Source organism: Nocardiopsis eucommiae (assembly GCF_965344335.1).
GTDB lineage: Bacteria > Actinomycetota > Actinomycetes > Streptosporangiales > Streptosporangiaceae > Nocardiopsis > Nocardiopsis eucommiae.
The window spans coordinates 83,591-105,856 of sequence record NZ_CBDRIY010000010.1; the positions used below are offsets into that span (position 1 = coordinate 83,591).

17 protein-coding genes are annotated in these 22,266 nt (G+C 74.8%); 3 read left to right on the forward strand and 14 right to left on the reverse strand.

Annotated features, from left to right (window positions below; all coding sequences use genetic code 11):
* Positions 1-39: 39 nt before the first annotated feature.
* The 4 genes from ACRWK8_RS08465 to ACRWK8_RS08480 form a co-directional block, all read right to left on the reverse strand.
* Positions 40-1,545, reverse strand: coding sequence for an alpha/beta hydrolase (locus ACRWK8_RS08465; protein ID WP_431869409.1), 1,506 nt, complete (start codon positions 1,543-1,545; stop codon positions 40-42).
* A 162-nt stretch (positions 1,546-1,707) separates the two neighbouring features.
* Positions 1,708-3,306, reverse strand: coding sequence for an alpha/beta hydrolase (locus tag ACRWK8_RS08470; protein ID WP_431869411.1), 1,599 nt, complete (start codon positions 3,304-3,306; stop codon positions 1,708-1,710).
* A gap of 124 nt (positions 3,307-3,430) precedes the next feature.
* Positions 3,431-5,605, reverse strand: a complete 2,175-nt coding sequence (locus ACRWK8_RS08475; RefSeq protein ID WP_431869413.1) for a CRISPR-associated protein — start codon at positions 5,603-5,605, stop codon at positions 3,431-3,433.
* A gap of 83 nt (positions 5,606-5,688) precedes the next feature.
* The gene (locus ACRWK8_RS08480; RefSeq protein WP_378739216.1) at positions 5,689-6,075 is read right to left on the reverse strand and encodes a hypothetical protein; all 387 of its coding nucleotides are present in this window, start codon (positions 6,073-6,075) and stop codon (positions 5,689-5,691) included.
* Between the two features lie 360 nt (positions 6,076-6,435).
* On the opposite strand from ACRWK8_RS08480, the gene ACRWK8_RS08485 reads away from it, so the two are divergent.
* A complete protein-coding gene (locus tag ACRWK8_RS08485; RefSeq protein WP_431869415.1) occupies positions 6,436-7,707 on the forward strand; it encodes a hypothetical protein in 1,272 nt (423 codons plus the stop codon).
* 199 nt (positions 7,708-7,906) lie between these two features.
* Here ACRWK8_RS08485 and ACRWK8_RS08490 read toward each other — a convergent pair whose 3' ends face one another.
* From ACRWK8_RS08490 to ACRWK8_RS08515, 6 genes are read right to left on the reverse strand one after another with little or no spacing between them, the layout of a single operon-like run.
* Entirely contained in the window at positions 7,907-10,045 is a 2,139-nt protein-coding gene (locus ACRWK8_RS08490) for a TIGR03986 family type III CRISPR-associated RAMP protein (RefSeq protein ID WP_378739211.1), read from the reverse strand.
* Complete coding sequence (locus ACRWK8_RS08495; protein ID WP_431869417.1) at positions 10,045-10,785, reverse strand: hypothetical protein; 741 nt, start codon at positions 10,783-10,785, stop codon at positions 10,045-10,047. The genes ACRWK8_RS08490 and ACRWK8_RS08495 overlap by 1 nt, the downstream gene beginning before the upstream one ends.
* Entirely contained in the window at positions 10,782-12,428 is a 1,647-nt protein-coding gene (locus ACRWK8_RS08500) for an RAMP superfamily CRISPR-associated protein (protein WP_431869419.1), read from the reverse strand. Before ACRWK8_RS08500 ends, ACRWK8_RS08495 begins: the two co-directional genes overlap by 4 nt.
* Positions 12,425-14,206, reverse strand: coding sequence for a hypothetical protein (locus ACRWK8_RS08505; protein WP_431869421.1), 1,782 nt, complete (start codon positions 14,204-14,206; stop codon positions 12,425-12,427). Before ACRWK8_RS08505 ends, ACRWK8_RS08500 begins: the two co-directional genes overlap by 4 nt.
* Positions 14,203-14,937 carry a hypothetical protein gene (locus ACRWK8_RS08510; protein ID WP_378739203.1) on the reverse strand — a complete coding sequence of 245 codons (735 nt, stop codon included), beginning with the start codon at positions 14,935-14,937 and terminating at the stop codon, positions 14,203-14,205. The genes ACRWK8_RS08505 and ACRWK8_RS08510 overlap by 4 nt, the downstream gene beginning before the upstream one ends.
* On the reverse strand, positions 14,934-16,691 hold the full coding sequence (locus ACRWK8_RS08515; RefSeq protein ID WP_378739201.1) for a hypothetical protein: 1,758 nt from the start codon (positions 16,689-16,691) through the stop codon (positions 14,934-14,936). Before ACRWK8_RS08515 ends, ACRWK8_RS08510 begins: the two co-directional genes overlap by 4 nt.
* Positions 16,692-16,947: 256 nt before the next feature.
* On the opposite strand from ACRWK8_RS08515, the gene ACRWK8_RS08520 reads away from it, so the two are divergent.
* Complete coding sequence (locus ACRWK8_RS08520) at positions 16,948-17,136, forward strand: hypothetical protein (protein ID WP_378739199.1); 189 nt, start codon at positions 16,948-16,950, stop codon at positions 17,134-17,136.
* Between the two features lie 163 nt (positions 17,137-17,299).
* Here ACRWK8_RS08520 and ACRWK8_RS08525 read toward each other — a convergent pair whose 3' ends face one another.
* Positions 17,300-18,250 (reverse strand): CRISPR system precrRNA processing endoribonuclease RAMP protein Cas6, encoded by a 951-nt coding sequence (locus ACRWK8_RS08525; protein WP_431869424.1) that lies wholly within the window; start codon positions 18,248-18,250, stop codon positions 17,300-17,302.
* A 100-nt stretch (positions 18,251-18,350) separates the two neighbouring features.
* Positions 18,351-18,893, reverse strand: a complete 543-nt coding sequence (locus ACRWK8_RS08530; RefSeq protein ID WP_431869426.1) for a DUF1697 domain-containing protein — start codon at positions 18,891-18,893, stop codon at positions 18,351-18,353.
* 97 nt (positions 18,894-18,990) lie between these two features.
* Here ACRWK8_RS08530 and ACRWK8_RS08535 point away from each other — a divergent pair, with 97 nt between their 5' ends.
* Positions 18,991-20,049, forward strand: a complete 1,059-nt coding sequence (locus tag ACRWK8_RS08535; protein WP_431869428.1) for a hypothetical protein — start codon at positions 18,991-18,993, stop codon at positions 20,047-20,049.
* 22 nt (positions 20,050-20,071) lie between these two features.
* Here the strand turns inward: ACRWK8_RS08535 and ACRWK8_RS08540 are convergent, their stop codons facing one another.
* Positions 20,072-21,784 (reverse strand): solute symporter family protein, encoded by a 1,713-nt coding sequence (locus tag ACRWK8_RS08540; protein WP_431869432.1) that lies wholly within the window; start codon positions 21,782-21,784, stop codon positions 20,072-20,074.
* Complete coding sequence (locus tag ACRWK8_RS08545) at positions 21,784-22,206, reverse strand: DUF485 domain-containing protein (RefSeq protein WP_431869498.1); 423 nt, start codon at positions 22,204-22,206, stop codon at positions 21,784-21,786. The genes ACRWK8_RS08540 and ACRWK8_RS08545 overlap by 1 nt, the downstream gene beginning before the upstream one ends.
* Between the last annotated feature and the right edge of the window lie 60 nt (positions 22,207-22,266).

The window sequence follows — 22,266 nt, forward strand, 5'->3', positions numbered from 1 at the left end:
TCGGGGGAACCGGGTCCTCCCCGGGAGGGAGAGGTCCGTTCAGAGTTCCCCGGGGCAGGAGGCGCCGTCGGCGGGGACCACACCGTCCAGGAGGTAGGCGTCCACGACGCCGTCCACGCAGGGGCGTCCACCCGTGTAGGCGGTGTGGCCGCCTCCCTCGTAGGTGAACAGGGTGGCGGTGGCCAGCTGGTCGGCCAGCTCCTCGGCCCACACGTACGGGGTGGCGGGGTCGTGGCGGGTGCCGACGACCAGGATCGGTGGTGCGAGGAGAGCGCTCAGGTCGCCGGGCGCGAGTTCGGTGTCCGGCCAGGAGGCGCAGGGCAGGAAGGACCAGACCTCGTCACCGCCGAAGAACGGCGACACCTTCGCCGCGCGCCGGGCGCCCTCCTGGAACGCGTGGACGTCTCCGGGGCGGGTGTGGTCGGCGCACTGCACCGCCGTGAAGGCGGACTCCGTCGCGCCCGAGTCGTCCCGCCGGGTGACGTGGCTCCCCAGGTAGGCCTGGACGAAGGGGTCCCGCTCGCCGGGTCCGAGCCGGGCCAGCAGGCGTGCGACGCTCTCCCACTGCCGCTCGGTCTTCAGGGAGTCCCGGAGCAGCGCCAGCATTTCGGGGCGGCCGACACTGTGGCCCCGGACGACGACCGGTTCGGCGTCGAGCCCGGTCAGGAGGGCCTCGGCCTCCGACGGGGCCTCCTCCGCACCGGTGAACGGGCACTCCGGGGCCCGGTCCAGGCAGTAGGACACGAAGGACTCCCAGGCGGTCTGCGCTCCCTGACCCTGCTCCACGCCGTCCGCGATCACGCCGCGCTGGGTCTGGAGGGCCCCGTCCAGCACGAGGGCGCGGGTGTTCTCGGGGAACATCTCCGCGTACAGGGCCCCGATGTAGGTGCCGTAGGAGAAACCCACGTAGCTGAGCCGCTCGTCACCCAGGGCGTCCCGGATCAGGTCGAGGTCCCGGACCACGTTCACCGTCCCCATGTTGGCGAGGAAGTCCGTCCCGACCTCCTCCTCGCAGCTCCACCTGAACCTCCGCGCGGCCCGTTCGAGGTCCCTGAGCAGGTCGTGGTCCACCGCGTCGGCAGCCGCGACCTCCTCCAACGGCCGTTCCATGGCGTCCCACGCCGGACAGGTGAACCCGGCGCTCTCCCCCACGCCGCGCGGGTCGAAGGAGACGAGGTCGAAGGAGTCACGGACCCGCCTGCTGAGCGCGAGGGGCCCGGACTCGAACCGGGCCACGCCCGCGCGGCCGGGGCCGCCGAAGTTGAACACCAGGGAGCCCCGGTACTGGTCGGCCGGACCCTGGGCGGGGTGCCGCACCACGGCGGTCTCGATGGTCGCTCCGCCGGGGTCACCGTGGTCGACGGGGACGGTGACGGTGCCGCACTCCAGCCGCGCCCTCCAGTCGGGGTCGCCCTCGACCGGTTCGGCCTCGGCCAGTTCCTCAGGGGACAGGCACGGCCGCCAGTCGACGTGCTGACCGTAGAAGGAGCGTGCGTGGTCCTGCTCGTCGAGGGGGGCGAAGCCCGCCGTCACGACCAGTGCCAACGCCGCTCCCGCGACCCTCAGAGCCCGCCCGCCCGTGCCGCGCACCCGAACACCCGCCCCCGCACAGAGTCCTCCGCCACCGGGCTCCATCCTCCGAGCGTTCGGTGGTGGATCCGGGCAGAACATCCCGGAGGGCGGGTAAACAGTCCGTCCTGTCGGGTTTTACCAGGCGGGGCAGGACAGCCCCGGCTCCGGGACCACCCCGTCCAGCAGGTAGGCGTCCACCGGGCCGTCCACGCACTCCATGCCGTAGCCGTAGGCGGTGTGGCCCGCGCCCTCGTAGGTGACCAGGGTCGCGGTGTCCAACTGGTCGGTCAGTTCCTCGGCCCAGGTGTAGGGGGTGGCCGGGTCACCGAGCGTGCCGACCACGATGATCGGCGGGGCGTCGGGGGCGGAGAAGCCGGTGGGCGCCTCCTCGGTGTCGACCCAGTAGGCGCACGGCAGCTGTTCCCAGACGAGGTCGGCACCGAAGTACGGGGAGGCCGCCGACGCGCGCTGGGCCGCGTCCCGGTAGACGTCGGCGTCGGTCGGGTCGGCGCGGTCCGCGCAGTTGACGGCGGTCAGGGCGGCCTCGGTGTCCTCGAAGACCCCCGGCTCCTCGGCGGACTCCGGGTCGTCGGAGGACTCGGGGTCGTCGGTCCCCTCCTCTTCCTGGCCGAAGGTGTCGTCGTAGAGCCGTTCCAACTGGGGTCCGGCGCCGTCGACGTCCTCGTCGAGCGCGGCGAGGACCTCCGCCAGCTCGGGCCAGGTGCCCTCGTCATAGAGCTGGAGGCTCACCATGGTCAGCAGGGTGTCACCGTCCACGGTCCACCCCCGGACCGTGGGCGGGTCCGCGTCGAGGCGTTCGAGGAGCTCACCCATGCGGGCGTCGGCGGTGGCCGTGCCGTCGAACGGGCAACGGGCGGCGTAGGCGCACTCGTCCACGAACAGGTCCCAGGCGCCCTGGAAGGCCTCGGCCTGGTCGGCGGCGACCTCCACGTTGGGACGCTCGGTCTCGACGGCTCCGTCCAGCACGAGGGCGCGGGTGTTCTCAGGGAACATCTCCGCGTACAGGGCCCCGATGTAGGTGCCGTAGGAGAAGCCCACATAGCTGAGCCGCTCGTCACCCAGGGCGTCCCGGATCAGGTCGAGGTCGCGGACCACGTTCACGGTCCCCATGTTGGCGAGGAACTCCTCTCCCACGGTCTCCGCGCAGGAGTCGGCGTAGGCGCGGGCGGACTCCTCCAGGCCGGTCAGGTCGGCGTCGGTGACGTCCCCGGCGTCGGCCACGGCCTGGCGGGCGTCGTCCATCGCGAACCAGTCGCCGCAGGCGAAGCCCTCGCTGTCGCCCACTCCGCGCGGGTCGAAGCCGACCAGGTCGAAGGCGTCCTGGACCTCGTCGTCGAAGAGGGGGTGGTCGAGCATCGTGACCCCGGACTCGCCCGGGCCGCCGGGGTTGACCACCAGAGAGCCGATCCGCTGGTCCGCGTCGCCGCTGGCGGGCCGCCGGGCGAGGGCGAGGTCCACGGTGTCACCGTCGGGGTCGGCGTGGTCGAGGGGCACGGTGAGGGTCCCGCACTCCAGGGTCTCCAGCCACTCGGGGTCACCGTCCCACTCGGGCGCCTCCTCCAGCTCCTCCTGGCTCAGGCAGGGCGCCCAGTCGACGCCCTCCGGCCCGGCCGCCGGGGCTCCCCCGTCGTCCGGTGCGGTGCACCCGGCGAGCAGGAGGACGAGCACGCCTCCCAGCGCACTCCCCCGAACACGACCCCTGGTGATCCTCATGCCTCGCCCGCCCCGCCGTTCCGCTCCACGCGCGGCCGGACGGCCGCGACCCCATCCTGGGGCACCGGTTGGGACACCGCGAACGGGGCACCGGTTCCGGAAAGGGACGTGGATCACTCCGGTCTCAGAGCCTGCTCGCGTCCGTGGTGAGGGTTCCGGACGAGTCGGCTCCGTTCTCCGGGTCGACCTCGACGACGAGCGGGTACAGGGGATCCCCGAAGCGCAGGCCCGGGGCCCGGTCCGGTGCGGGCTGGGCGATCCAGTCCACCAGTTCACCGGCCCGGCTCACGTCCCGGCCGGGCCGGGTCAGGGCCACCACGGTGCCCGCGACGTCACAGCGCACGTTCAGGTGGGTGGTGGCCGCGAACACGCTCTGGGCCCACGCCCCCGGGCTCACGTCGCGCAGGGGGCCGTCGGCCGTGCGACGCCGCCTGCGCGCCGGTGCGGCCAGTCCGACGGCGCGGTCGTCGAAGGTCAGGACCAGGCCGGGCCGTTCCTGCGCGGTGAGGAACCCCTCCTCGTCGGCCAGGGAGACGTCCCACCACACGCCGGTCGTGCCCGAGGCGGCCGCCCCGAGCGCCGTGGCGGCCAGGTCGAGCAGTTCCACGTCCACCTGGTCGCGGGCGGGACCGGTGACCACCTCCGCCAGGGGCACGGTGAGGGGCGCGTACCCGGACAGCACCAGCGACCAGTCGATCCGGGCACGGCCCTCCAGCTCCCGCCGGCCGTGGGTCAGGCACACCACGGCCCGGTCCCGGGGCAGTTGGTAGGTCGCGCAGGCGCCGCCGTGCCGGGCGGCCCTGGCCAGTCCGAGGCTCATCGCCTTGGTCCCCGTGGTGATGTCGACGACCACCGGTTGGTCGCCCTTCCGTTCGCGTGCGATCCACTCCTGGACGGCCCGCTGGACCGCTCCCGAGTCGTAGCCGTCCACCGGGTGGGCGGGCAGCCGGACCCGGTCGCGGTAGCCCTCGGAGCGCAGTGTGTCCGCGTCGGCCGGGGCCGCGTCCGGGCGTTCGGCGGCGCGCAGCGCCCCGGCGGCGGCCTCCCGTACCCGGGCCCGCAGGCTCTGGCGCGAGGGGAGGACCAGGGCGCGGGAGGGGCGGTGCGCGTGCAGTGCGGCGAGGGCGCCCAGTCGGCTGCCGCCCAGAGGTGTGACCAGGAGTGGCCCGTCCCTGGGGCCGGGGTGCCGGGCGGGGGGTTCGGGCGGGTCGGGGCGGTCCGGGCCGTCACCCTCGGCGGTGGCGGGCGGGACGGCCTTCGGGAGCACGGCGGGGACCGCGGGCGGTGGGGGCGCGTCGGCCAGGCTCGGGAAGAAGGCGTCCCGTAGGGCAGCGAAGGTGCTGACGCGTTCGGTCAGGTCGTCCAGGTTCCAGACGTGGACGTTGCGGCCGGTGAGCGCCGGGTTGTAGGCGGTGACCCGTTCGCGCAGGTCCTCGACGACGGGGCCGGAGTAGACGAAGAGGACGAGGGTGGCCCCGCCGAAGACCCGGCGGGCCTTGGCCACGGTCCAGCCCGCGCGGGCCACCACGTCCTCGGCCCGGGTCTTGGCCTCCACGCACAGCACCCGGTGACGGTGGCGTACCAGGATGTCGAAGTCCGCGACGGACCCGCCGGGGCGGTAGGGGTCGGCCACGCGACGGGAGCCGAGCACCTCGCTGTCGGGCCGCCCGCCCAGCAGGCCGCGCAGGTGGGAGAGGACACGCGCCTCGGCCGCGATCCCGTTGCGTTCGCTCTCGGGCAGGTTCGGATGGGCGTCCGCGAGGGCGGCGTCCCCTCCGCGCAGGAAGCGGCGCAGCGGCGCGGGGTCGCGGTCGCTCACCCACTGGGCGCCGTGCACCCCGGCCAGGGTCCGCAGGTCGACCCCCTGACAGCTCACCGGATGGTCCGGGCGGGCGGAGTCGGCGCTGCGGAGCAGGTCGCTGTGGGAGTCCAGGTAGAACCGCCAGGCGCGGGCGTGCGGCGGGAGCGACCGTTCGTGGTGCAGCGCGGCGGCCACGCTCATCACCTTCGTGCCGCCCGTGTAGTCGAGGTACCAGGGGCGCTGGCCGAGCGCACGGCTGACGGTGTCCAGGAGACCGGTGACGGAGGCGGGGTCGTGCGGGTCCGGGCCCACGCTGAGGACGCGCACGGACCGTTCCCGGGCGATGCGGCCGACCGCGTCGGCGACACGGCGGGCCACGGGCAGGGTTCCCTCGCTACAGACCAGGAGCAGTTGGTCGACCGGGAGGGTCAGCGAGGAGAGGAGGGCGGGGGTGGGGTTCTGGCCCACGAGGACGACGGCGACTCGGGGTGCGTCCACGGTTTCCCTTCCGGACGCACCGATGTCGGCCGTCCCCCGACGACAGGAACGGGACCACAGTACTCACCCGTTCCGAGAATGGCTCAGGTAACCGGTTTTCCCACCCTGCACGCGGGCCCGCACTGGTAACCGTGGGCACGCACCGGAACCGAGGTGAGCACGAAGGAACGGCACCCGGTGACCACCCCTTTGTCGTCGCGCACGAGGTCGGAGGGGACCAGCAGGTCGTCCCTTTCCGGATGGGCGGAACTCACCACGGAGGAGACGATGAACCAGACCCCCTCGGCCGGGGCGGGCAGCCGTGCCCGGGTGCGTTCCTCCGCGAGCAGTGGCACCCCCTCCACCTCGCTGAGGGGGACCCGCACCGCCTCGACCCGCGCCGGCTCGCTCGATCCCCGCCACGTGCGGATCACGCGGGCGTGCTCGTCGACAACCGTCACCTCGTGCGGCGTCAGATTGACCACGGACATCCAGCGACCTCCCGTACCACTCGTTCCCTGTCGGCCGCCCGCTTCACCGGGACGGGCGCGACGCACCCCGCTCCGAGGCCCTCACCGCCATCTCTCGGACACCTGCCGCTCGCCCGGTGAACACCGGATCAGTGAATTCTGGGGCCGCTGTTACTCGTGACCGTTTTATGGATAACACCGAATCACTTTCTCATTCAGAGCCCATACCGACAATTGACAGTGCGTGCCCGAAGGCAATATTTTGTTGCATGACCTCCCGTTCACGCAGGAGTGTCACCCGCAGGCTCACGACTCGCCACGCGTTTCCCCGGAAGGGCTGGGGGAGCGTCCCGGCCCCGGCACACCCGGGGAGAAGAGTTCGTGAGCAAGCACCACTGCTCCGCCGTGGAACTGTTCGGTTCGGCCGCCTTCCTGCGCGTGTTCACGCGTGTGTTGGGGTGTGGGCCCTGCTCCTCGGACGGAACAGCGCAGGGCTGCGCCGGTCACTCCGAGCAGTTCTTCGACTACGTCGACCTGTGCTTCGAGCACTGCCCGTGCGCGAGGCACCGGGGAGAGCCGACCAGCGTCATCGCCACACGCATGGCCACCGTCACGGGCGGAGCGGCCACGCGGGGCCGGAGCGTCCTTCCGGACGCGGACGCCGTCGGCGCCAAGGCCGTGCCCGAGAGCGGGCGCACGGCCAGGGAGGCCTCCGGCGTGCGCGCGTCCGTGGACCGTACCGCCGCGCACCGACTGCGGGACGCCCTGGACGACGTTCGCCGGGACCGCTCGTACAAGAACCTGCGCCGCGTCTACCCGCAGCCCGCGCCCAACGGCAAGGTCCGCTGCGCCTTCTCCGAGCGTCCCCGGCGCTGGGCCCAGCGCCGCGACGTCGCGCGGGTCGCCACCGACGTGGTGGAACAGGAGGCACTGGCCCTGCTGGTGCTCACCGCGGGATGGGGCAACCCCGCCGCCGACCTGCCGGAGGACGTCCACCCCGGGGAGTCGGTGTCCTTCACCGAGGACGGCAGCGCCGTCCCCGTCGCTGACCTGCACGGGCGGCCCCTCACGGCGGTCAGGGAGCCCCCGATGGTCTCCACCGCCACCGGTGACTACCTGCTGCGCAAGCTCTCCGAACTGGCCGCGGGCCGTGACGCCGACCCGGGACGCACCCCGGACCAGCGACGCCGCCTGCACCTGCGCACCCTTCTCCCGGGCCTGAGCGGCGAGGACCTGGCCCGGCGGCTCACCGGAGTACTGGGACGGATGGCCGTGGCGATGCCCGGCCACTTCGAGCTGGTGCAGCGTGCCCGTGGACGGGCCCGCAGCGCCCCCTACACGCCCATCCCCGACCTGCCCGACGAGGAGGGCGGCGACTCCTACGGTGACGGGGACCCGGACCCGTACGGGCCCCGGCGCGAGGTACTGCGCCAGACCGAGCGGGCGTGGCTGGTCTGGCTCGCCCGCGAGCTGGCCGCCGAGGCGCAGGCCCACCGGGCCGCCTTCGACGCCGACCCGCGCGGCTCCCTGGACGCCCTGCTGTGCCGTCTGCTGGACGAGGGACCCCAGGCGCCGATGCTGTGGCGGGGCGCCCAGGACGACCCGGACCGCCGGGCCGACCTGCTGGAGGCCCTGGCCGACGTGAGCGGCTGACCCGGGCGGACCGAGCCAGGGGGCATCGGCCGGGCGCGGCACCGGCGCTCGCCGGACCGGCGTCCGGCGGCACGCTCGGGCCCGGCGCACCCGAGGAGCGTGCGGACCGGTACCGGTCTCCGAGGTCCGGGACCCTGTTCGACCTCCGGGCGAGGACCGGGGCATCGTGGTCCCCGCGCGCCCACGGGCGGGGGTCGGCTCACCGCGTGCCCGGCACCCCGAACCGCTCGGTGAGCGGTGGCAGCACGGGGTACTCGGCGAACTGGCGCAGGGACATCACTGCGGTCTCCTCGAACGGCAGCCGTCCCCGCCACCGGCTGGCCAGGAGCACGTCCACCACCTGGTCCACCGCGCGCCAGTCGTCGGCGGAACGGTCGCGGGCGAGGGCCGTGGAGAAGGCGTCCAGGAACGCGGCCACCCGAGCGGGAGCGGCGCGGGTCACCCCGGACGTCGGGGCCAGGGAGAGGTCGGCGGCGCGGGCCCGGCGGTCCACCAGGTGGAGTTCGGGGAGCACGTGGACGCTACCCATGCCGAGGGACTTTCCCATCCCGATCCGGTGCGCGTGCTCGGGGTCGCGCGGGTCGCCCCCGTCCACGGGGTTGCCCAGGTACAGGGCCCGCAGGAGGGCGCCGAGTTCGGCGTCGGTCAGGTTGGTGAAGAGGACGCGTGAGCGCAGGGCGAGGCCGTCGCGCAGGGGGACGATGTCGCGCTGGGTGTCCTGGGGCGGTTCAACGTCGGAGCCCCGGGGCAGCACCGTGAGCCCGAGGTCGGACTGGGCGCGTTCGTCGTAGCGCACCGGCGAGCCCAGGCGGGGGTCGTGCCGGTGCAGGTAGGTCTTGTACCCGCCCAGGCGGATGCGGCCCTCGTGCGACCACGTGATGACGTCCGACCGCTCCCCCGGGGTCTCGGGGCCCTGGACGAGGTAGTTGGCGAAGCAGCCGCGCTGCGGGGACAGGAGCCGCACCCGGAGCGCGGCGCCGTCGGGGTAGTCGGGGTCGCCGTCGTCCCCCAGCGCGTCTCCGAAGGACACCCGGCCCTTGAGCGCCCCGGCCTCCCCCGCGAACACGTCGGTGTCACCGAACAGGGCTCGGCACACGTCCACCGTCCGCCCGGCCCGGTCCGGCCGGTCGGGATCACCGTGCTGGGGCCCGAGCACGTCCGCAGGGAGGGCACGGCGAATCGGGTCGTCGTCGCTGACCGCGACCCGGTAACCGCCGGACCTCCCGAAGGAGACCACCCGGCCGGAGGGGTCGAGGTCGAACCAGACGGGTTCCAGGCCGCTCCGGGGCAGTCCGCCGCCCGTGCTCCCACCGACCGGAGGGCGGTCGGGCCGTTCGCCGGTGGTGCCCAGAGTGTCGGGGAAGGCGGCCCGCTGGTACCCGGTCACCTGCGCCGCCGACTCGAACAGTTCCACCAGGGACTCCGGGACGGGCAGGCGCCCGGCGCGCGGGTCGTCCGGGCGGGGGAACAGGTAGGCGTTGCGCCGCTCCTGCGCCGCGCTTCCCGTGAGGACCAGCAGGGCCGGGATCACCCCGCCGGAACCGCCGTGCGCGGCGAGGTGGGCGCGCGCCCCGGGTTCGTCGGGGGCCACGGCGGCGACCCCGCGCCGTCCCCGGAGGTGGACCGCGTACACCCAGCGGTGCTGGAGGCGCCCGTGGTGTTCGTGGGTGGTGGGGACGTAGGTGCCGTCCCGGGGTGGGTCGGGGAACTCGGCCACTCCGAAGTCCCAGGTGCGCAGGCTCTCCCGGAGCACGTCGAAGGACACCTTGAGGCCGCGGCCGGGTTCGGGTTCCAGCGCGGTGGCGGGGACCTCCAGGGCGTACCAGCCCCCGTCGTCGGGGTCCCGGTACAGGAAGCCCTGTCGGGTGCGGTGCCCGGCGCGGCGCCTGCGGTAGTGGTCGTGCTGCCGGGCCATGACCTGGCGGGCGCGGGTCGAGGGGGAGCCGTCAGCACCGCCGGAGTCCACGCGCACCGGTGCCCGGAAGAACAGCATGGGCGTGTTGACCGGGCCGCTCTCCCCGCTGGTGAGCATGCGCAGCGTGTTGCGGACCAGTCCGCGCAGGGTGGATCCGGGGATCAGGGGGAGGGAGCGGTCCCCGTGCGGGAGACGGGCGGAGGAGGCCGCCCGCTCCCGGCCCGGGGCCTGGCCGACGAACGTGGGGGTGAGCGTGGTCAGGGTGAGGTCGATCCAGCCCGAGTGGGTCCCCTCGACGGTGCGGTCGTGCGAGCGGAGCAGGGACGCGGTGTCGTGGTCCGGGTGCAGGGCGGCGGCGGGGACGGGGGTCTCGGCCAACCGGACCAGACCGTAGGGGGCCGTGGCGCGGCGGGGGCCCGCCATCAGCGCTCCCCGCCCCGGGGTTCGACCAGGGTCCCGGTACCGACGTCGAACTCCGGGCCGGTGGGTTTGGATCCGGACGTCAGTCCGGTCAGCCGGTGGTAGGCCACACCCACCGCGCCGGTCACGGGGTCGGCGGCCCAGTACTCCCGGACCGTCAGCCAGGTGCCCGTGCTCTCCAGCGCCCCTTGCGGTCGGATCAGCCCCGAGAAGTCGGTCCAGGCCACCGGGAGCACCGCCTCGGTCCCGGAGGGCTCCCGCGTGACCGCGAGCGGCACCCGCCCCTCCAGGGTGCGGCTGAACTCGGGACCGCCCCATCCCTGGAGCAGGAAGGAGCGGTCGCGGGGGCGCAGCCACTCCGGGGGCCGCTCCGGAGCGTCGGTGCCGACCCAGCCCTCCTCCGCGCCCTCACCCAGGCGGATCTGCGCGTGCGGGCCGAACACCAGCACCTCCAGGACCCGCCACCGGTCGGCGCCGGGGTCCAGCGACGGTGCCGACAGGTGCTCGGTGGGCGGGGCGTCCGACCTGCGCCACCGCCACTCGGGACAGGCACCGGTGATCCGCCCGTCCCCGAGTTCGGCCAGCAGCCACTGCGGGCCGTCCGGGGGACCCGCGGCGTCGAGGGCACGGCAGCGCCGCCCCCGGACGAACACGTCGTCGAGGACCCCGTCGACCTCGTCCTCGGAGAGCGGGCGCACGTCGACTCCGACCGGGGCCGGGGGTTCGTGGGGGTGCGGGTTCATGAGGGGTCCCCCTCGTCGTCGGGCCCGGCTTGTGGGGCACGGGTGATCTGTCGGTGCAGTTCGGGGAGCCATCCACGGGCGGTGGCGGCGTCCGGGCCGTCCGGTTCGGTGAGGGCGCGGACCAGGTCCACCTCGTGGGGTGGTGAACCGTCCCCCTCGTGGGTGGCGAGAACCGCCCGGGTGGCGACCAGGCGTCCGCTGCCGCTGCCCGCGCCCGCCCCGAGGGTGTCCAAAGGCACCGTGGCCAGCTCGCGCACGACCAGGGCGAGCAGCCCCAGCACGGCGTCGTCGGGGGCGGTGACGTCCAGCACGACCGGGGCCGAACCCCCGCTGTGGAGCTCGGTGGTGAACAGGTGCCCGTCCACGGCGTCCCCGAAGAGGGAGTCGACGGTCAGGCGTGTGGTGGTCACCGGGGCGCCGCCGGTGAGGGTCGGGGTGGCGCGGAGACGGATCCGTGAGGGGGCGGGCCGGGAGTCGGGCCAGCGGCCGGTGTCGCCGCCCCACCAGTGGGCGTGCCACTCCGGCCAGCGGGTCCCCTCCCCCGACAGGTGTTCGGCCGCGTCCCGTACCAGCCGTTCCCCGATCCGTTTGAACAGGGCGAACAGGGCGGTGTCCCCGAGGACGGGGAGCGGTGTCGCCTCGCCGTCCCCGGTGACCGCCGGGCGCCGCCGGTGGACGCGGTCGGCCGGGGTCGTGCGCTCGCCCGCGAGGGTGTCCGTCGGGGTGTCCGCGATGAGCAGGGTCGCGGGACGTGGGTCCCGCCCCGAGGGCACGGGATCGAGGCGTTCGGCCACGTGCAGTTCCAGGCGCAGTTCGGCCCGGCGCCGTCGGTCCACGACCACCGCCTCGGACAACAGGGCGGCCGTGGCCCACTGCCCGTGCCCGTTCAGCTCCGCGCGGAGTCCCCCGACCAGGTCCGCGTCGGGGTCGGCGGCGTCCAGGGCCCGGTCGGCCTCACGCCAGCGGGTCGGCCAGTCACGCGCGTGGTACGAGAACCACCCCTCCTCGTCGGTGAGGTCGTGTCGGCGGACGGCCCAGCGAGTGGCACGGACCGCGCCGAGGCCTCGCCCCGTGCGCCCCCCGATCCGGATGCCCGGTCCCTCGTCCGCCAGCCCCCGCGCGGCGAGGGCCAGCAGGGTGAGCAGTCGGGCCTCCCCGGCGGGATCGGCCGCTCTCAGTCTGAGGTGCGCGGTGAACTCGGTTCCGGCGGGCAGGACCTCCCACTGCCACATGCGCCCGGGGTGCACGCTGCCGGTGGCCGGGTCCACGCGGGTCCCCACCCGAACCGACACCGCCCCGCCCCCGGGAAGGACCGCGTACGCGTCGTCCAGGTCCAGCGCACTGGAGCGGGCGCCCGCCCCCGGGGCGTCCCCCGATCCCAGCAGCGCGGCGGCACCCTCCGGATCGGCCGTGCGCGCGAGGAGTTCGTGGCGGAGCAGTCCCGCGAGGGTGGTGGCCCGCAGTCGGGGCGCCCCGCCCCGTGGATCCCGGTCCAGTCGCAGGTCCACGTCACTCTCCGCGACCTGCCCGGTCCCGGCCCGGGCCGCGCCGACGTGGGAGTCGGTGAGCAGGCGGAGCCGGACCGCGCACTCCCAGACCACTCCGGTGGGGCCGGGCCCGTGCGGGTCGTGGTCGGCGGTCACGTCCGGTCCTGTTCCGCGCGCAGCGTCCGGGCCGCCTCGGCCAGCCAGGACGACACCAGCAGCAGGGACAGCCGTGCCGAGGCGCGGCGCTCCCAGTGTTCGGCCCGAGCCGAGAGACCGCTCTCCCGGGTTCCGGACGGCAGTCCGTCCGGGGTGGCCAGGTCCACGGCGGCCAGCGCCCTGGCGTAGGCGGAGTCGTGATCGAATCGGGGACGGTTCTCCCGCCACCAGGCGGCGGGTCCCGCGGAGAGCCCCGTCAGCCACGTGTGGACGGTGAGCGGACGGCCCGGTCCGGGGCGCGCCACCCGGGCGCGCTGGAGGGCGCGCACGGCCCTCTCCCTGAGCACCTTGTGGACGGTGTCGCTCTCCTCGTCCGAGCCCTCCAGGGTGTGGCCGAGCGCGGTCAGCGCCTCGTCGGGGGTGTCGTGCGGGCGGACCAGGACCTCGCGCAGCCGCCCGAGGAGGCTGGGGGTGAGCGGCGCCAGTGTGCCCGAGGAGGCGAGGGCACGGGCGTGGGCGCGCACGGAGGCGGCGGCGGCGTTCCACAGGAGTTCGTCGTACAGGGAGTCCAGCTCCGCGTCCCGCCCCGGATCAAGGGGCGTGGGGTCGGGCAGGACCCGCCCGTCGGAGAGGGTGACGGTGCCCGCCCGGCGCGCGGGGAGGGGCGCGGAGGTCGGTACGAGCGCGACGGGGCGTGGCGGGGGCGGCTCCAGCAGGGCGAACTGGCCGTGGCCGTCCACCAGGCGCTCGCCCAGGGGGTGGGCCTCCAGGTCGCGAACGTCGGCGGTCGTCAGTCCCCCGCCCGGACGCAGCCGCACCACCGACCCCGGGGCCGCCGCCCAGCGCTGGGTCATCGGACCCCGGTAGCCCCGGTGGTACGCCCCGACCAGGACCGGTTCGACGTGCGCCGCGACCACCGTGACCGGGGTGTGCGGCAGGCGCCGGGCGAGGAGTTCGCGTACGGCCGGGACCAGGGCGTGCGGGCGGTCCTGACCCTGCTCGCCCACCAGGAGCGCAGGGGAGAGCAGGACCAGGTCCACGTCCTGGCCCGAGCGCGGGGACCGGCCGGGGCCGGTCCGCTCCACGCGGTCGGGGGACAGCGGACGGTCCGGGCACACCGGTTCGACGGTGACCCCGCCGTGGGCGCGCGTTCCACCGGACCCCAGGGTCAGGGTGCCCTCAGCGGCGGTGAGGACCTCGATGACGCGTGCCGCGAGCCCGCGCAGGTACGCGTGGTCGGGGCCGCGCAGCTGCCAGCGGGCCTCGAAGACCTGGCCCGGGTCCATGCTGGTCGTGAAGAAGGGGGCGCCCCGGCCCAGGTAGCGCTCGGCGGTGGTGCGCACGGCCGCGCGCAGGGAGCGGTCGGGGGTGAGCGGGTCCCGGACCGCGCGGTGGGGCACCCCCGGTCGGTCGGTTCCCTCGGCGAACAGGTCCACGAGGGCGTCGCCGTCCTTGCCCGGGGAGTACAGGTACGCGGGCGGGGGATACGCGACCACCGGAACGCCGGGGCGGGCGTGCTGCTCCAACCGGGGGTGCGCGGGTGCGAAGCGGATCAGGTCGCCACGGGCGACCCACGTGCGCAGCTCCTCCTCCAGGCCCGCGCGCCGAAGCGCCGCCGCGAGCATGCCGCGCTGGGCGCGCCCGCTCACCGTGGTCTCGGTGTCGACGCGCAGGGGGTCGAAGCCGGTCCGCACCGCGACGGAGTCGGTGAGCACGTACCGCAGGGGCAGGTAGGCGCTGACGGGTTCGGCCGGGTCCTGGTACGGGTCGGTGTTCACGTCCCGGCCCCCCGTACTGCCTCGGGTGCCCGCGTCCCGCGCCCGGTGGTCGCGCCCGGGTCCTCCGGGTGGGGGCGTCGTCCGGGGGGCCGTGCCAGGGCGAGCGTGGTGGCGCGGGGGTCGGGGTCGTGGGGCCCGGACAGGTACACGTCGACCCGCCCCCGCCCGCGGGTGGAGCGCAGACCGATCTGGTCCGTGGCCAGGCAGGCACGGGCCAGACAGCGCCAGTCCACCGCCCGTGGGCGTACCGACCACGTCAGCTGCGCGGTGAGCACCAGGCCTGGCAGGAGCACGCGATGGGTACGCAGACGGCCCGGCTCCGGCGCGCCGTCCGGTCCGATCTCCACCCCCGACTCCAGGGTGGTGTGCGCGTCGGTGACGGCCCTGCGAAGCGCGGCGCGCGCGGGCTCGGAACGGCCCGCGAGGGCGTGGGCGACGGCGGCGCGCACCGCGTCCCCGGGGCGCGCGTGCCCCACGCGCAGCGCACGGTCCGCGTCGTGCGAGCCCTCCCTGCCGAACACCCGTTCCACCGCCCCCGACAGGTCGGGCGCGACCGTCGCGGCGCCGACCGCCGCCACGCGCAGACGCGCGGCGAGCCGGTGCCGGGGCAGAAGGGGGAGCCCGTGCGCGTCGGTGACCACGTCGGTGTCGGCACCGGTGCCGTCCGCGCTGGCCCCCGCGAACAGCGCCGGGGAGTGCAGGCGCACCACGATCCGGTCCGGCTCGTTCATCGGGTTCCCTCCGTCAGTCCCGGATCCAGGTACAGGTCCCGCACGTCGACCGCGTCCAGGAGCTCACCGTGGGTCCACCCCTCGGGCAGCGTCACGGGCTGGCCGGTCGCGCGGGAGCGGCGGTCCAGCTCGGGGCCGGGGTCGGCGCCGGACTCCAGCAGGGGGACCAGGGCCGAGACCAGCCAGCCCCGGTGGTGGGAGTCCCCGTCCGAGAACAGCCCGCCGCTCGGGGAGAGGTAGCGGTCCAGGAATCGGGTGAAGGCGGACCCCGTCATCGGCAGCGCGGTACGCGCGGGCACGGCGGCCCGGGCGGCCTCCGTGCGAGCGAGGACCCGGTCGACCCCGTCGAAGCGGGTGGTCCACGCCACGGCGTGCTCCTCGGCGGCGGTGGGGTCGGCGACGACCGCCGTACGCCGCCCCGCCTTGGCCAGGGCGCACATGGCCTCGCACAGGTCGTAGCCGAGCGAGAGCGGGGCGCCCACGGGTTGCACCGCGATCCCCGCCCCCACGGTGGGCACGCACGTGACGTGGGCGCGTGCGTCGGCGCCCACCACCGTGCGGCCCGGCAGGCGGACCCGGGACAGCGCCCGGTGCAGCGCCACCCGGGGATCCCCGGGGTCACCGATCCGCTCCGGGTCGGTGTCCAGCCACTCCAGGGCGTACCTCACGAGACTCAGCGCCAGCCGCGCGTCGCAGAGGACCGTGAGGTCGTCCCCGGCGACGACGATGGGCCGTACGGGCAGCAGGATCGGGCCGGGGGGCTGGTGGTCCAGGGTGAGTTCCCCGCCGGTCCCGACGCCGGGAACCACGGGCGGGCGCCCCGGTGCGGTCCGGACCGTGGCGGCCACGGCGCGCACGAGGGCCCGCGCCAGCCCCTCGGTGAGTCCGGCGATGTGGGTGGACAGCTCCCGCTGGGCCAGCGCACCGGATCCGGGCGCACCGGGGACGCCCGCCCTCTCGCGGTACTCCCCCAGGAGCTCCCCCAGACCGTTGACGTCCACGTGCACCACCGCGACCCGGCTCACCTCGCCGTGATCGCGGCCGAGCCGGTCCACCTCCATCGGCAGGGCCAGGTCCGCGTCGAGTCCCGCGAGCCAGGAGTCGCTGTGGGCGCGGTGCCAGCGACGGCCGATGCCCCGTGCCCGGGCGACGTCGGCGGTCACCCGCTCGTGCAGGCGTCGGCCCGTTCCTGAGGGGTCCTCCAGGGGCCTGCTGCCGTCCACGGACTCGGCCGGGTCACCGCTGACCGAGCACACGGCGGTGATCCCGTACCCCGGCGCGGGGGTGTGCAGCGCGGACATGTGGCGGCGGGCGCGGCGCAGCCGGACGGGCAGCTCGGCCAGCGCCGCGTCCAGGTCCGGTACGACCGGCTCCCCGGGGACGGGGACGGCCCCGCGCCCGTAGGGGACGAACGCGACCACCGGGGTCAACCCCCCGGCCCGGTCCCGGAGCCTGCGCGTGTACCGCCCCGTGAGGAGGCGGGCCGCCGCCAGGTCGGGCAGCACCAGGGTCAGGGCCCCACCCGCGTCCCGCAGGACCAGGCAGCCCTCGGGGACGAGGTCGCCGACCCCGTGGACGGGGTCGGAGGTGTCGGTGAGTTCGGCCACCAGGGCCGCGCGGCCCACGGCGTCCAGGATGCGTCGGCCGCTGTAGACGAAGGCCTGGATTCCGCGCAGGTCGACGCCGACGAGCACCCCGGTGTCCGGGGCGTCGTCGTGGGGTTCGGTCGGTCGGCGGTCGGGGGCCTGGGTCACCGCGACGGACTCCTCGTGGCCGGGGGACGGCGGGAACGGCGCGGGCGCCGCACGGGAACGGGTGTCCTGCTGACCTCTCTCGGACGGTGACGCCGTCGTCACCACCGATACCAGCAGCCACCGCCCCGCGTCACCCCGTTGGCCCCTTCCGGTCACACCTTCCCCCGCACGCACTCCGGGACAGGAGGGCACCGTTCCCTGTCCGAGAGAGCTCAGTGCATGGACCGTCCCCCGCCCGACAGCAGAGAGGCCCCCCATGGCGACCCCGAGCAGACACGACCGGCTCTCCCGATCCGAACGCGACCGCCCCTCGGCGGGCAAGCGGACCGGTCCCGCCCTGACCCCGGAGGACCTCGTACCGCACCTGCTCGGGCTGGCCCGGACCCTCCGTGAGGGTGACGGGCGGACCCCGCCGGGCCCGATACCCCACGAGCACACGTCCTGACTCTCCGACCCGGGTGACCATCCGGGTCGGGACACGGGCGGGGACGAGAAGGGGCTCCCACCCCGTCCACCGGGTGGGAGCCGCGAAGGGCGGCCGTGGGGCCGCCGGGGTGGGGCACCGGTCCCCGCCCGCCGTCCTCGGGCGGGAACCGGCGGTCTGTGGGTCAGTCGAACAGCGTTCCCCCGAACTCCTCCGCCTCGGACGCCGCACGGGCACGGCTGTCGAGCGGCCGCGGGCGGCTGTGTCGAATCCGGTGCGCGACGCGGCGGCCCGAACGCGGGGCGGGGACCCGCGCGGCCGCCCCGCCCCGGGTGACCGTGTCCACCCGCACCGCCCCGAAACCCTGTGCGGTGTGCTTGCCGATCCCGGCCAGTTCCAGGAGCTCCAGGAGGACCGCGAAGGCGGCGCCCTCGCTGAGCGGGCCGTCGGCCACGTCCAGGCGCAGGCCGCCCCGCCAGCCCAGCGCGGTCCGGTTCTCCGCCTGCTGGTGCTCGGTCAGCCCCACCTCCTCGCCCGGCAGCGCCGAGCGCCTGACCCGGTCCAGTCCGGCCAGGGCCTCCTCCAGCCAGGGGGTGGCGAGTTCGGGCGGCGCGAAACGAGCCACCGCGCCCACCGCGCCGCTGCCGCCGACGATCCCGCCGCCGGAGCGGTGCACGGCCCCGAAGAGCCGCCGGGGGTTGGGCCACACGTGCGGGACGCGCTCCCCCGTGGTGTCGCGGGTGGTGGTCACCACCGGGGTGAGGGTGTGTACCTCGGCCGCGCGCACGGCGACCGGGCGGTCCGCGGCGGTGAGCATCGCGGTGTACGGGGTGTCGAAGGTCCGCGTGACCGAGAGGGGTTCGAACAGGTGGTCTCCGACGCGCTGGACCCGGCCGACCAGCTCCTCGGGGTCCACGGGCGCCGGGGCGTCGTCGTCCAGCCAGGTGAGCGTCCAGTGATGGAGCCGGTCGCCCAGGGGGGTCGGCCACCCGTTCATCGCCCAGCGCTTGGCCGCCGCGTGCTCGGACTCCGGCTGCGGCCACCAGCGGTTCAGGAGTCCGTGGCAGTCCTCGGGCCGGATCGGCCGCGCCGCGTCCGCCCGCTCCCCCAGGATCACGGTCCACCGTCTGGGCACCGGACACCACCCCTCGCCTCGTCGTGACGGCGCCGCCGCCGTCCTCGTCCTGCCATGACTACTCTCGGACAGTCGCCGCGCACCCGTGGATCCGGGCGCCTCAGGCGTCCTCGGCCATCTCCACCAGACGTAGGACGGTACGCCAGTTGCGCGCGGTGACCTCCCCCGGGCAGTTCCGGGCGACCACGGCGGGTAGTCGTGCCTCACGCACGCCGAGCTCGTGGTGGGTGAACACCTCGGTGGGGGTGACGGCGATGCGCTCGCGCGGGTGGGTGGCGGGGTCGATCGCGGCGAGCGCGGCGGTGTCCACCGGCTCCGAGCAGAACAGCACCATGAACGCGGAGGGGTTCTCCACGGTCAGGGGGTTGGCCGCCACCGCCGCGCGGAGCTGGTCGAGGGTGCGCGCCATCACCGGCACGTCCAGACCGAGACGGTCGCGCAGCGCCGAGCGCACGGCCGCCTCCACCACCCCGGGGTCGGACTCCGAGGCGGTGAGGACGGCGTTGCCGCTCTGGATGTAGGTGGCCACGTCCGTGTACCCGAGCCCGGTGAGCAGCGCGCGCAGGTCGGCCATGGGCACCTTGCGGTGTCCCCCGACGTTGATACCGCGCAGCAGCACGATGTGTCTGGTCATACCGGTCATGGTGCCCCACGCCGACGACGGATCCACGGTTGTCCGGCCCCACACGCGGGGACCACAATGGGCTGGCCACTGTCGACCCACTCGAAGCGGAGGGCCCATGCCCCGTCTGAGCCACAGCCTCGCCCTGACACCCCTGGGGCGCGCGGACCTCGCACGGACGGTGTCCTCGGCCTACGGGGTCCTGCGCGGCGCGCGCTTCGGGGAGGACGGCCTGCTGGTCCTGCCGTCGGAGAAGGAGCTGCGGCGCCTGGAGCTCCGGGCCGAGGAGCTGGGCCTCACGCTCGACCAGGGGGAGCGGACCGCCCACGAGCACGGGACGCCGGACCCGTGGGAGGAGTCCGGGCGGACCGGGGAGCCGGGTTCCACCGAGCGCGAGATCGCCGCCCAGGACCTGGCGGACGAGGCGGCGATCGAGGCGGCCGAACCCTCCCTGCGACTGCTCTCCGGGGAGCACCTCGCACCCGGCAGCACCTACCTGGTCACCGAGGTCGATCCCGAGGGGCGGCCGGTCTTCGCGTCGGACGGCGAGGGGTGGGTGGGCACCGACCTCACCGTGGCCTCGTGGGACGAGAGCGGGGTGTGCGCGGTCGACTTCGCCATGCGTGAGGAGGCCGGGACCGGTGGGGCCTCCGCCGAGGACGGCGGCGAGGCCCCCTCCACCACCGGCGGGGTGGTGCACGACCGCGCCCGGGAGACCCTGGCCGTCGACGCGGAACTGCGCTTCCCGGTACGGAGTGCCCTGGCACGCTGGGGTTCGCACCTGCTGCGCGCCCGGGTACGCGTCCGGCTGGACCTGCCCGGCTGGTTCGCGTCCGCCGCCGGCGCGGCGACCCCTCCCCCGGTGACCCTGGAGGTGGAGCACCCGCTGGTCCGGGCGCGCGGCGAGGCCTCCCCCTCGCCCGGAACCGACGGGACGTGGACGGTCACGGGACGGTTGGATGTGCACGGTGTCGGCCTGTCGCGCCCGATCGTGGCGGTGGCCGCGTGGGCGCTGCGCCGCTCCCTGCGCCGCTCCGAGCAGTGGTCCCTGGAGTCCGGTGCCGCGTCGTTCCAGCAGGGGTGGGACGACCTCGCCCGGGCCCTGCCGGGGCTCCCGGACCTCCTCGACGACGTGGCCGCCACCTTCGCCGACGCCGGCCCCGGCGACCACCGCTGAGGGTGCCGTCCGGCCCCGCCGGTCAGTCGCGGTCGGCGCCCCACCCGGTGAGCGAGCGCACCCGCAGCTCGGTGAAGCGCGCGCTGTCGCGTTCCCGTGAGAGCAGACTGCCGACGATCGCGCAGGCGAAGCCGATCGGCACGGCCACCAGGGCCGGGTTCTCCATGGGGAAGACCTGGATGTCGATCCAGGCGGGCAGGATCGACAGGTTCTCTCCGGTCACGGGGTCGGTGTTGCCGGACACCACCGGGGAGAACAGCATCAGCAGCAGGGTCGCGGAGAGGCCGCCGTAGATCCCCCACTCCACGCCCCGTGTGTTGAAGCGGCGCCAGAACATGGTGAGGACGATGACCGGCAGGTTGGCGGCGGCCGCGATCGCGAAGGCCAGCCCCACCAGGAAGGCCACGTTCTGACCCTGAGCGCCCACCGCCAGGGCGATGGAGACCGCGCCGATCACACACGCGGAGAAGCGGGCCACCCCCATCTCCTGGGACTCGCGCGGACGCCCCCACATGAGGATGTGGCCGAACAGGTCGTGCGCGATCGAGGAGGACGAGGCCAGGGTGAGGCTGGCGATCACCGCGAGGATGGTGGCCAGCGCCACGGCGGAGATCAGCGCGAGCAGCACGGCCGCGCCCACCGGCCCTGCGGCCCTGCGGCCCACCTCCTCCGCGAGCAGGGGGACGGCGGAGTTGCCCGAGGGGTCCAGGGCCGTGATGCGCTCGGACCCCACCAGGGCGGCGGCGCCGAACCCCAGGGCGAGGGTCATCAGGTAGAAGGCGCCCACCAGGGCGATGGTGCGGTTGACCGAGGAGCGGGCGGCGCGCCCGTCGGTCACCGTGTAGAAGCGGATGAGGATGTGCGGCAGGGCCACGGTGCCCAGCACCAGTGCCAGACCCAGGCTGACCAGGTCCATCTTGTTGAAGAGCGTCCGGGCCGCGTCTCCGGGGACCTCGACGCCGAACCGCAGTCCGGGTTCCAGGAAGGCCTGTCCGTGGCCGCTGGCCTCGGCCGCCCCGCTGAGCAGCGCGCGCGGGTCGAAGGAGAACAGGGCCAGGACGAGGACGGTGAGCAGTCCGGTCGCGGTGAGCAACACCACGGCCTTGATGATCTGGAGCCAGGTGGCCGCCTTCATCCCGCCGTACATCACGTAGACGATCATCAGCACGCCCACGAGCACGATGGCGCCGGTGCGGACCCGGCCCGCGTCCAGGCCCAGGACGGTGCCGCCGTCGTGCAGGCCGAGCAGGACCGAGACCAGGGCGCCCGCCCCCACCATCTGCGCCACCAGGTAGAACACGCACACGGTGACCGTCGACACCGTGCACGCCAGGCGCACCCGCATCCGGCGCATGCGGAAGGCGGGGAGGTCGGCCATGGTGAAACGGCCGGTGTTGCGTGTGAGCTGGGCCATGGGCAGCACGAGCAGCCAGGCCACCAGGAAGCCGATGGAGTACAGGAAGCCGTCGTAGCCCTGGAGGGCGATCATCCCGGCGATACCCAGGAAGGACGCGGCGGAGAGGTAGTCGCCGGTCAGCGCGAGGCCGTTCTGGGTGCTGGAGAAGCCGCGCCCCCCGGCGTAGAAGTCGACGGCGCCCCTGGTGGTGCGCCGCGCGCGGATCGTGATGGCGAGGGTGACCAGGACGAACACCGCGCACAGGCCGATGGTCCAGGCGTGCGCGGCCTCGATCCGGCCGGCGAGCGCGGTGGTGAACGGAAGCAGGACGGTGTCCATCAGGCGGCCACCCGTCCGTCGAGGGTCTCCTCGGCCCGGGCACGGTCGCGGATCTCCTCCGCGAGGGGGTCGATGGCGCGGGCGGAGAAACGGCCGTACGCCCAGGCGAGCGCGAAGGTGAGCGCGAACTGCCCGACCCCCATCGCCATGGCGACGTTGACGGACTCGGTGATCCGCACACTCATGAAATCGCGCGCGTAGGCGGAAAGGAGGAGATAGGAAAGGTAACTCAGCAGGAAGATGGCGACCACCGCCCAGGACAGAAGTGCGAATCTCCTTCGGAGTTTCACGAATCGCGGGTCGACGGAGACGCGTTCACACGCGTGCGCCCTCTCCGCACCGCCCCGACCGCGCGCCGGTCCGCCTCCGGCGCGGGGCGGTTCCCCAGCGTCACCACCACGGCCTCTGGACGTGCCTTCCATGTACTCGACCACGAGTGTCCCCCCGAACACGGAGAATCCACCCCGCGCACGCGGGGCCCT

Excerpts from the sequence above, each read along its gene's own strand:
- ACRWK8_RS08540 (WP_431869432.1), bottom strand. The coding sequence starts at position 21,784 with ATGGACACCGTCCTGCTTCCGTTCACCACCGCGCTCGCCGGCCGGATC.
- ACRWK8_RS08535 (WP_431869428.1), top strand. The coding sequence starts at position 18,991 with ATGCCCCGTCTGAGCCACAGCCTCGCCCTGACACCCCTGGGGCGCGCG.
- ACRWK8_RS08470 (WP_431869411.1), bottom strand. The coding sequence starts at position 3,306 with ATGAGGATCACCAGGGGTCGTGTTCGGGGGAGTGCGCTGGGAGGCGTG.
- ACRWK8_RS08480 (WP_378739216.1), bottom strand. The coding sequence starts at position 6,075 with ATGTCCGTGGTCAATCTGACGCCGCACGAGGTGACGGTTGTCGACGAG.
- ACRWK8_RS08510 (WP_378739203.1), bottom strand. The coding sequence starts at position 14,937 with ATGAACGAGCCGGACCGGATCGTGGTGCGCCTGCACTCCCCGGCGCTG.
- ACRWK8_RS08520 (WP_378739199.1), top strand. The coding sequence starts at position 16,948 with ATGGCGACCCCGAGCAGACACGACCGGCTCTCCCGATCCGAACGCGAC.
- ACRWK8_RS08530 (WP_431869426.1), bottom strand. The coding sequence starts at position 18,893 with ATGACCGGTATGACCAGACACATCGTGCTGCTGCGCGGTATCAACGTC.
- ACRWK8_RS08490 (WP_378739211.1), bottom strand. The coding sequence starts at position 10,045 with ATGGCGGGCCCCCGCCGCGCCACGGCCCCCTACGGTCTGGTCCGGTTG.
- ACRWK8_RS08495 (WP_431869417.1), bottom strand. The coding sequence starts at position 10,785 with ATGAACCCGCACCCCCACGAACCCCCGGCCCCGGTCGGAGTCGACGTG.
- ACRWK8_RS08545 (WP_431869498.1), bottom strand. The coding sequence starts at position 22,206 with ATGGAAGGCACGTCCAGAGGCCGTGGTGGTGACGCTGGGGAACCGCCC.